This is a genomic window from Citrobacter sp. Cf132 (assembly GCF_030333885.1).
Lineage (GTDB): Bacteria > Pseudomonadota > Gammaproteobacteria > Enterobacterales > Enterobacteriaceae > Citrobacter > Citrobacter freundii.
On sequence record NZ_JAOWFA010000063.1, the window covers coordinates 1 to 10,578 of the forward strand.

Annotated in this window: 7 protein-coding genes and 1 pseudogene; 4 read left to right on the forward strand and 4 right to left on the reverse strand. The window is 55.3% G+C overall.

The features are described from left to right. The first annotated feature begins 134 nt into the window (after positions 1-134). Genes OGV85_RS24460 through tnpC form a run of 3 tightly spaced genes read left to right on the forward strand, consistent with a single transcriptional unit; the run spans position 135 to position 2,396 of the window. On the forward strand, positions 135-467 hold the full coding sequence (locus OGV85_RS24460) for a transposase (protein WP_050586387.1): 333 nt from the start codon (positions 135-137) through the stop codon (positions 465-467). Further along, positions 464-811: an IS66 family insertion sequence element accessory protein TnpB gene (gene tnpB / locus OGV85_RS18475; protein ID WP_000609174.1), complete on the forward strand. Its 348-nt coding sequence runs from the start codon at positions 464-466 to the stop codon at positions 809-811. The genes OGV85_RS24460 and tnpB overlap by 4 nt, the downstream gene beginning before the upstream one ends. Positions 812-860: 49 nt before the next feature. Further along, on the forward strand, positions 861-2,396 hold the full coding sequence (gene tnpC, locus OGV85_RS18480; RefSeq protein WP_016239903.1) for an IS66 family transposase: 1,536 nt from the start codon (positions 861-863) through the stop codon (positions 2,394-2,396). A 26-nt stretch (positions 2,397-2,422) separates the two neighbouring features. Here the strand turns inward: tnpC and OGV85_RS18485 are convergent, their stop codons facing one another. The 4 genes and pseudogenes from OGV85_RS18485 to OGV85_RS18495 form a co-directional block, all read right to left on the reverse strand. Further along, positions 2,423-5,560, reverse strand: coding sequence for a conjugative transfer relaxase/helicase TraI domain-containing protein (locus tag OGV85_RS18485; RefSeq protein ID WP_502873636.1), 3,138 nt, complete (start codon positions 5,558-5,560; stop codon positions 2,423-2,425). Then, positions 5,561-5,698 (reverse strand): annotated as a pseudogene (locus OGV85_RS24600) (hypothetical protein); the annotation flags it as partial. A gap of 114 nt (positions 5,699-5,812) precedes the next feature. Then, positions 5,813-6,841: an ssDNA-binding domain-containing protein gene (locus OGV85_RS18490; protein WP_286553822.1), complete on the reverse strand. Its 1,029-nt coding sequence runs from the start codon at positions 6,839-6,841 to the stop codon at positions 5,813-5,815. Between the two features lie 105 nt (positions 6,842-6,946). Beyond that, positions 6,947-9,844 (reverse strand): Tn3-like element Tn5403 family transposase, encoded by a 2,898-nt coding sequence (locus OGV85_RS18495; RefSeq protein WP_023307208.1) that lies wholly within the window; start codon positions 9,842-9,844, stop codon positions 6,947-6,949. Positions 9,845-9,938: 94 nt separating this feature from the next. Between OGV85_RS18495 and OGV85_RS18500 the strand changes: the two genes are divergently transcribed. Next, positions 9,939-10,544 carry a recombinase family protein gene (locus tag OGV85_RS18500; RefSeq protein WP_000509966.1) on the forward strand — a complete coding sequence of 202 codons (606 nt, stop codon included), beginning with the start codon at positions 9,939-9,941 and terminating at the stop codon, positions 10,542-10,544. Positions 10,545-10,578: the final 34 nt, after the last annotated feature.

Genomic DNA, 10,578 nt, shown 5'->3' on the forward strand with positions numbered 1-10,578 from the left:
GTAAGCGTCGTCTGAGTACCGTCTGGTCCCGAATCCAGGATCCTGTAACTTAAGCACCCACTTATTTTGCAGGTGGACACCTCATGCGCGCTAAAGAAAGACTTCCCCGGAAACACTATTCCCCTGAATTCAAAATGGAACTGGTCAGGCTGGCTCTTGAAGAAGAAGGCAGTATTGCCGCACTGGCCCGGAAACATGACGTCAATGATAACCTGCTCTTTAAATGGATAAGGCTCTGGCAGCGTGAAGGGCGGGTCTGTCGGCCCCGAAAAAACTCATCGTCGCTTCCTGCCCTGATACCCGTGCAGCTTCAGGCGGGCTCTTCTCTCCCAACCTTCGAACTACCATCCTGCTCTCCTCCCGCTACCTGCCACATAAAATGTCGGGGAGGAGAAATAACACTGACTCATCCCTCTGCTGAACTCATGAGCACTGTCCTGCGCGAACTGATGCGGGGGCCGGTATGATAAATCTTCCCGCAGGCACAAAAATCTGGCTGGTTGCCGGTATCACCGATATGCGCAACGGCTTCAATGGCCTCGCCGCAAAGGTGCAGACCGCGCTGAAAGATGACCCGATGTCCGGCCACGTCTTCATCTTCCGGGGACGCAGCGGCAGTCAGGTAAAACTGCTCTGGTCCACCGGCGATGGTCTGTGCCTGCTGACAAAGCGACTGGAACGTGGTCGCTTCGCCTGGCCCTCAGCCCGCGATGGCAAAGTGTTCCTGACGCCGGCGCAACTGGCGATGCTGATGGAAGGTATCGACTGGCGACAGCCAAAGCGGTTACTGACATCCCTGACCATGTTGTAGCGCTCTTTATCCTGGTTGTCGCAGAATAAGCCTGGTAAAATACAGGCTTATGAACGATACCTCTTCTGACGACATCCTTCTGCTGAAACAGCGCCTGGCCGAACAGGAAGCGTTGATCCACGCCCTGCAGGAAAAGCTGAGCAACCGGGAACGCGAAATAGACCATCTGCAGGCGCAACTGGATAAGCTGCGCCGGATGAACTTCGGCAGTCGTTCCGAAAAGGTATCCCGCCGTATCGCGCAAATGGAAGCTGACCTGAACCTGCTGCAGCAGGAAAGCGATACGCTGACCGGCCGGGTGGATGACCCGGCAGTGCAGCGCCCGCTGCGTCAGACCCGCACCCGCAAACCGTTCCCTGAGTCACTCCCACGGGATGAGAAGCGGCTGCTGCCGACTGAGCCGTGTTGCCCGGAGTGCGGTGGTTCGCTGAGTTACCTGGGTGAGGATGCCGCCGAACAGCTGGAGCTGATGCGCAGCGCCTTCCGGGTTATCCGGACAGTCCGTGAAAAGCATGCCTGCCGTCGGTGCGATCGCATCGTTCAGGCCCCGGCTCCTTCGCGCCCCATCGAACGGGGGATCGCCGGACCGGGGCTGCTGGCCCGAGTGCTGACCTCAAAGTATGCAGAGCACACACCGCTGTATCGCCAGTCGGAGATCTATGCCCGCCAGGGTGTAGTGTTGAGTCGTTCTGTACTGTCGGGCTGGGTGGATGCGTGTTGTCGTCTGCTGGCACCGCTGGATGAAGCCCTTCAGCACTATGTCCTGACCGACGGCAAACTCCATGCTGACGATACGCCTGTCCCGGTGCTGTTGCCGGGCAATAAGAAGACGAAGACCGGGCGCTTATGGACGTACGTTCGAGACGACCGCAACGCCGGATCAGCGCTGGCCCCCGCAGTGTGGTTCGCTTACAGCCCGGACAGAAAAGGTATCCACCCTCAGACCCATCTTGCAGGCTTCAGTGGCGTACTGCAGGCTGATGCCTACGCCGGGTTCAACGAGCTCTACCGCGACGGCCATATAAAGGAAGCCGCGTGCTGGGCCCATGCCCGCCGAAAAATCCACGATGTTCACGTCCGTACCCCGTCAGCCCTGACGGAGGAGGCGCTGAAACGGATCGGCGAGCTGTATGCCATCGAGTCGGAGCTCAGAGGTAAAAGAGCAGAGGAACGGCAGGCAGTCCGGCACCAAAAAGTGCTGCCGCTGCTGGCGTCACTGGAGGGGTGGCTGCGGGAGAAACAGAAAACCCTCTCAAGGCACTCAGAACTGGCGAAGGCGTTCGGGTATGCGCTGAACCAGTGGCCGGCGCTGATCCGCTATGCAGAAGATGGCTGGGTGGAGGTGGATAATAACATTGCCGAAAACGCCCTACGACGGGTCAGTCTGGGGAGAAAAAACTGGCTGTTCTTCGGCTCGGATCATGGTGGTGAGCGCGGTGCGTCACTGTACAGTCTTATCGGGACGTGCAAATTAAACGGCGTGGATCCGGAACGCTATCTGCATTATGTACTTGATGTCATCGCCGACTGGCCTGTGAACCGGGTGGGTGCTCTGCTCCCGTGGCGGGTTACTCTGCCTGCCTGACCAGCTTCACTTCGTCAATACGGTTCTCACTGCACGCTTACCGCTATATCTCGTTCATTACGGGCCAGTTCAGTCACCTGGCGGGATACACCAGAGATATCCGCACCACGTCCGGCATCAATCTCCTGCCCGGCACGCAGTAATTTTGCCGGATCAATCTCCTGACGTTCCTCTGAGGACGCGATACTTCTGAGGATATTTTTATCGGGTTCAGGAATGTCTTTTTGTCCATCAGCACCATAAATCTCCGGTTTGATGTTCAGCTCTTCTCCGGTCGGCTGAATTATCTTCACTGACAGCGGCTCTGCAGCTTCTCCCGATGATTTCCCGGCGTCGGCCGCCAGTGACTCTTCTGTACGCTTTCGGGCTTCGTCCTGTTCACGAATATGACTGATATCGACTGCGGAATTTTTGTCGGCGTTCTGTTCGGTTTCAGGCAGAATAATTTCTGAGGATTCACGGCTGACACGTTGTACACTGATTTCTTCGTTCTCACGTCTTTCTCCGCCACTGACTTTAATCAGTTGTGCAGAAAGAGACTCAGTGCCAACCTGCCAGAACACACCATCTTCCGGTCGATTGCGAACGGCATCGAGCGCAGCCGAAAGCTCACTTACAACGACCGTATTCCCCGACTTACTTCGCTGCAACAACGCTCCGCGGCCACGTTCACTCATCACCATACGTGTCTCGCCATGTGTCAGCCTCCCTTCATTGCTCGCAACCAGAGAAACCAGCACCAGGCCTGAACTTTTGCCGTTGTTATCATAGACAGGCAGAGCGAGCGCAGGCTCCGGAAAGCGTCGGGTCGCTGGGATGATTTTCGCGGTAAGTGATGAGTCATGCATGTTCTGGTGTCGCAGCCAGGCTCGTCCAATGGCCGTCTTACTGACGGGTTGCCCCATTGACCAGATAGCTTTTGCCTGTTTACGCTGTGTTTCTGGCGCAAGCGCATCGTGGGCGGTTTTGATGTCACGCTCCGGGGATTTAACCGCGTTAATCCAGTCCTGCTTACCGTCTGTATAAATCTGGACGTGCTCCTTCACACGCGAAGCTGATATGTAAAATGCCCTGCGGGTAGCCAGAGCCTTACGCCCTTCTTCTGTGCCCTCCAGTGTTATCACGTAATCGGTACTGGCACCTTGTGCGCCATAGCCGGTTACTGCCCAGCCGTAGTCTATATGCTGCTGTGCGCGAACGTCTTTCGGGTTAATGGTTGTGTGACCTTTCTCGCCCTTAAGCCTGATATCACCTGTCTCACTGACAGATTCGACGGTATATCGCTTATTCGCTGTCTGACCCAGATCACGATCGGTCGCCGTAAATTTCAGTAAATCTCCGGCTCTGACTTCTATCTCCCGACGGTGAAACAGCTGCACGTCACCAGTAATAAGCTCCCGGGGTGAATAGAGGCCAATCCGGCCTTCTTCATCACGTACTGTTACGGTTCTGCCATTACGGTCAACGGCGAGGACATCCTGATAACGATCGCCACGTTTCACCACCATTCCCGACTGCCAGGCCTGAGTCTGGTTGAACTCATGACGTGTATGCGTGATTTTCTCAAGCACAGGCACTCTGACCGCTTTCTCTCCCAGCTCTCCCCGTTCTGCCAGCGTGGCATGAATGCCGGCATTTACTGCTCTGCGGTCGGCGTTAAGCTGTGTAATGATAAGAGTGCGATCACGTGCATCCTGCGTCCGGCCCGTCCAGTCAGCCACAATATCATCCACCGGCGTGGTCGTTTCCTGAAAGGCACTGTCAGGCACGATCGCATCCACATCGCGCGAAACGCGGTCACCGGGCTGACTTTCAATTCGTTTCAGGGCTGCATCAATACGATTATCGATAATGTCATGCACCGCCCCTCGCAGCTGGGCATCTTTCTGACGAACTATCTCCTTCATGATGGCCACGTCCATCGGACTGCGTTCCTGCATCAGTTTAAAAGGCGCGCCAACATCGACAGACTCAAACTGGTCGATGTCCCCCATTGAAACAGCGCGACCTCCCCCTGCAGCAATCGCCTGAAATAGCGCGGCTGTATCCTGGTTTCCTGCCATTGAAGATTCATCAATAAGGAACACCTGCCCTTTATAGTCAGGTTTCTCACCACCGGCGGTCGCCTGTTCATGTTCCACAATAAAAGATTTAATGGTCTGTGCCCGAACGCCTACATCACTCATCTCCTTCACTGCCTGGTGTGTCGGTGCCAGACCTGTCAGTACCGGACGTACACCTGCAGGAAGAGTATCCAGTGCGGCAATAACAGCCTTAATTTGTGTGGTTTTCCCTACCCCTGCATACCCCTGAATTCCGATAAACTGGTCGGTACTGCCAAGCACCAGGGTGGTAGATTTTCTCTGACCATCAGTCAGGCCACTCATGACGGCTTCAGGGACATGGTCAAGTAGCGGTAGCTGCGTGTTTTTCCCCTGATCCACAACGCGCAGAATTGCCTTTTCCATCTCCCATGTTGAACGGGCAACCAGCTTAGGCTCCCCGCTGAGTGAAACCTGCAACAGTTCACCGGTTTTAAGCATCGAGTTAATTTCATCCCCGATGGCATCCAGGTCAGGGTGGTATTTCACAGCATCTTTTGCCAGAACCAGTGGGCTGAACGTCACCGTTCTCTGGTCGTTGACCGCACGCCAGACAGCAAGCCCTGCCTCTGTACGAACGCTGTCCTGCAGGGTTTCAACCGCGCTACTGACGTTATCCTGTCCACTGAGTGTGCGGACCAACTGCACAGGGGACACATTCGTTTTCATCCTCTGCAACCGTGCTTCAGCTCTGTCCTGCACTTCAGCTGTAAAAATTTCCGCCCTGTGACCACTTTGCGCCAGAGAGTTAACCGTCTGACCTGATATATCCCGAGTGTTCAACGCGGCCAGAACCACACCACGGTCATTATCACGCCCACCGGGCGCACTGACGTAAGCATGGGTCACATACAATGGCTGGTTTTTAGGGAGCGTCAGCATGTCATTCCCTCGTCTGATTTCTATTCCTTTGTCACTGATCCCTGTAACCTCGAGACGGTCTTTAGCTTTAAGATGATGTTCACGGTCACCGGCAACAGCCAGAAGCTTTTCACCGGTAGACACATTCAGTGTTTCCTGGTTAAAAAGACGCCAGTCTGCGGTGACATCGCTTAATTTCATCCTGGTAAGCACTCCATCTCCGTCAATGAGTGAAAGTACACGGGTATCCTCATGCACCCGATCAATCACGTAAGACTGACGATTTCTGGAATCACTGCGGTCCTCAAGCACCATTCCGGGGCGATAAGAACCTGGCATGCGGCGGGTTCGCTGATCGAGCCAGACAGGGTGTCTGGCTTCAATATCCACACCGTCGCGTGCCAGTTGCCCTGCATTTTGAAGCGCATTACGAATAAGCCCTGTCAGGTGTGACTATTCACGCTTTCCGATTACCACTGCAGTTACGTTTTCGCTACCGCCGTTCAGCTCTGCGAAGCGCGTGGCCAGTGATTCGTAGCGTTCGCGTTTGTCAGGGATACTGACCACCGAGGCTTCCAGACCTGGTGCTGGTTCTGTTCGACGGGAACGACTTATACCGGCTGACTCCAGTACCGACATGGCATTACCGTTAGCCTGACGCCCGGCGCTGTCGAGAAAGACCAGTTGAGCATCCTGCGCGCGGGCTTCACCCAGCAAAACCAGTGTTTCTTTCAGTCCAAGACGCTCTGCCCCCTCAATAATCAGCGTACTCTGGGGTTTAAGATGGAAATCGCCACTCAGGACATGCTGGCGGCTGATAAGTCTGTCACGTAGTGTGTCTGATTTTGCCAGGGATATGGCACGTTCTGCGGAACTGGCCAGAACCTGAACATCACGACCGAGTGCCGTGGAAATACCGGTTAGCTGAGTCGTCAGGTCGCGGATACCTGCCACCCCTGACGGAGCATTCATCAGTACCAGTGGGTCCTGCTCCACGACCGCCAGTGACGGCGGCGCATACTGCTCAGGTCGGGTAAAACTGACCACACTTGTGGATTTGATGTGTTCCTGGCTAAGAGCCTGAATGGACAGCTCATCCAGCAGGTGGATCCTTGAAGTAAAAACACCTTTTTCACTGTCCAGCGGTACAATCATGCCGTCTTTCAGTGACGCATCAATCGCAACACGAATATCTTTCATGTCCGGGAGTTTTTCACTCAGTTCGGCCGTTGTCAGCATCAGTTCACCAAAGGTGAAACGTGTTTTATTGTCGCTCAGCTGCGAGATGGCCTGGCGAACAGCTTCGGTCACCTCTGGAATCGGTAATGGTTCCTCGAAGCGACCGTTCGTGGTGAGATGAATTCCTCTGTCACGCGGCTGAGCAGGTGCCTGTTTTTCTCCCGACACTTTACCCTGCTCCTGTTCCGTAGTTGTTGAGGTGGTTAATCCGGGCGTTACGGGAGTGTTTCTGAGTACGCTCACTGCTCCTGGTACCTTTTCCTGGCCTGTGTATTCAGAAGGTTGAATACTGTCCTGGTAAGCCCTGAGATCAAAGGGGTCGGTTCCGGCTGAGGGCGAAATGACACCCTAAGCTTTCGGTTCCTTGGGCCAAAGATATTCGCCAGTCAGTAGAATGTGCGCCCAGCCCAATGGGGATATGTGGGGAAGAAATTCAGGGGGAACATCCAACCCTTCGTTCCGCCGCTCCGTGACGGCATGACCAAGATGGACGGTATTCCAGTAAATGATCACCGCAGTCAATAAATTGAGCCCAGCGATTCGGTAGTGCTGCCCCTCTGTCGTGCGATCGCGAATTTCCCCCTGCCTCCCGATACGGAGCGCATTTTTGAGCGCATGGTGGGCCTCTCCCTTGTTAAGACCGATCTGAGCACGCCGCTGCATGTCCGTATCCAGGATCCACTCAATAATGAAAAGGGTCCGTTCAATACGACCAACTTCACGAAGCGCAACTGCAAGGTTGTTTTGTCGTGGGTAAGAAGCGAGCTTGCGCAGGAGTTGGCTGGGCCTGATTTTGCCAGCGGTCATCGTCGCGGCACAACGGAAAATATCAGGCCAGTTCGCAACGATAAGATCCTCCCGGGCTTTTCCACCTACCAACTTGCGTAACTCCCTGGGGGTCGTATCGGGATTAAATACGTACAACCGCTTCGATGGCAGATCCCTGATTCGCAGAACGAGATTGTAGCCGAGCAGGCTACTGGCTCCGAACAAATGGTCGGTGAATCCTGCTGTATCGGCATACTGTTCGCGAACATGGCGACCGACCTCGTTCATCAGTAGTCCATCGAGAATATACGGTGCCTCGCTCACGGTCGCCGGGATCGACTGACAAGCGAATGGCGCGAACTGGTCGCTTACGTGAGTATACGCTTTGAGGCCGGGAACAGAACCATATTTGGCATTGACCATGTTCATGACTTCGCCATGCCGCGCTGTCGGGAAAAACTGACCATCGCTCGATGCTGACGTGCCCATCCCCCAGACGCGTGACATCGGCAGTTTACCCTGCGCGGCCACCACAATTGCCAATGCCTGGTTCATGGCTTCGCTTTCAACATGCCAGCGGGCAAGGCGTGAGAGCTGCCAGTAATCATGCGTGTTTGTAGCTTCCGCCATCTTACGCAGGCCCAGATTGAGCCCTTCAGCGAGCAGGACGTTGAGCAGACCGATCCGGTCGCGACATGGAGCCCCGGTTCTCAGATGGGTAAACGCATCTGTGAAACCAAGGGCTGCATCAACTTCAAGCAGCATGTCGGTAATCCGAACGGACGGCATTCGGCGATACAGATCCAGTATGAGTGCCTCGGCACCATCCGGCACGTCTGCTGTCAACCTGTCGATCCGCAACGTTCCATCTTCTATGCTACCGTGCGGAATAGTGCCGTTACGGGCAGCCCGGGCCAGCCGCTTAAGAGCGATCGTGAGTCGCGCCTTTCTGTCTGCCAGCCAATCCTGTGGGTTGGAAGGCACGGCCAGTTTTGCATTTTCCTGCGCCGCGATCATCGGCACCAGTACCTGCTTGAGGTCACCATAGCGGCGCGAATGAGCGAGCCAGACATCTCCGGAACGAAAAGCATCCCGGAGGTGAAAGAGTACCGCCACTTCCCAAAGACGGGTATCTCCTTTTTCCTGAGCTCGTAAATGACGGTTCCATTTGGAGCTGGGCCGCAGGAAACGCCTTTCTGGCGATGCAACACCTTTCATCTCTCCGATCGACAAAGCTGCTGCTACCAATGGTCCGGCGACCGGCGCGGCTTCGAGCTTCAGACAGCGCAACATGCGGGGCGCATAACGACGAAAGCGATGGTATCCCTGCCCGACATATGCAAGAGGCTCATCGGCTAGCGTGTTGCTGAGTTGAGTCCCTGTCGCTACCAGTTGAGCGAGCCGGTCCCATGCAACCGAACTGGCGACAGCCATCTCCAGCGGGGTTCCGTCACTGCGGGCCTCAAGCAACGAAGCTCCCAGCGCGGTGAAGGTACGGATCGTATCCGTGAGTGTGGCTTTAGAGCCGGAAATTGTTTCGTCATGCTGGCGCTTCGCTTCCCGCCAGGTTTTTCCTACGATCCTGTCATGGGTTTCGACTATGGCATCAGCAATCGCCGCTTCCCACTCCACAACACAGACGGCAAGGATCGCCCAGCGGCGGTCCGAAGTGATGTCACGCAAACCGTCGGTGAAGTAGCGTTCACCCTGCCGACGCAGCCGGGCAATGCGATGGGCAGGTATGCTGGCCAAAGCACTATGATTGATATTCAGGGTACGCAGAAATTCGAGCCTGTCGAGCAAACGGTTAGCAGCAGCCGAGTTGTTACCAACCTCGAAGTTGCGAAGCCAGATGAAACGACTGATATTGCCGGCGAGCATTTCACTCAGAAGTTTGTCCAGGTGATCGCGAACATCCGCTGTTAAATTTTCCGCAATCCGCGTTTCAATCCGCCGCTCAGCGGCGACCAGAGCATCCGCGCACAAGCGCTCGATTGTCGATACTGCGGGCAGAATGGTGGAAGTTTCCCGACACCGCACAATAAAACGATGAGCAAGATCCTCGTTTGATCTGGCATCTTCGGCCTGGCCGAAAGTCCACTCCCGCAGATCACGGGCACCACGGCCCGTGAAGGTCTTGTAGCCGTAAATTTCGCGCAGCGTGTCCATGTGCTGCTGACGGGTTTGGCGCCGTGTGGCATAAGTGAGAAGCGCATCAGCCGGAACTCCAAGCTGAGCACCGACGAAGGAAAGGACTTCACGCGGGATCATCTCACCAGGAGCCAGTGCACGGCCCGGATATCGTAAGGCACAAAGTTGCAGGGCAAAGCCAATCCTGTTTTCCGGTCTGCGGCGCTGCCTAATGTTTTCCAGGTCATCATCGCCCAGCGTGTAGAACTTCAGTAGCGACAGTTCGTCCGTGGGCAGATCGAACAGCGCTGCTCGCTGCCGTTCGGTGAAAATATGGCGTCGTGACATACAAATTCGTCCCTTTTGAAGTATAGTCTGTTTTGGACAACAGCCAGCCCATATAAATCAGGGCGTTCCGATACAAAAATCCAGGAGGGTTCAATTGGGACATCGTGCCGCCATTTACTGCCGGGTTTCAACAGCGGATCAGTCTTGTGAACGCCAGGAATTTGATCTGCGAGCCTTCGCCGGCCGTGCCGGCTACGACGTGGTGGGAATATTTAAGGAAACAGGTTCAGGAACTAAACTCGACCGGGCCGAGCGAAAGAAAGTCCTGGCGCTTGCCCAGTCCAGACAAATTGATGCAATCCTGGTCACTGAGCTTTCCCGGTGGGGGCGCTCGACGCTCGATCTGCTCAATACGCTACGTGAACTGGAGAACTGGAAGGTTTCCGTGATAGCCATGAATGGAATGGCGTTCGATCTTTCGTCGCCGTATGGACGAATGCTGGCGACGTTTCTTTCCGGCATTGCGGAGTTTGAGCGGGATCTCATCAGCGAGCGGGTCAAGTCAGGCCTTGCTGTTGCGAAGGCACGTGGTAAGAGGCTTGGTCGTCAGGCCGGAGTGCGACCAAAATCAGACCGACTTTTGCCTAAGGTGGTTGCGATGAGGGCCGAGGGACGCAGCTATCGCTGGATCGCACGCGAGCTCGGTATCAGCAAGAATACCGTCGCTGACATCGTGCAACGACACAGAGCTAACGCTTAGGGTGTCATTTCGCCCTCAGCCGGAACCGACCCCA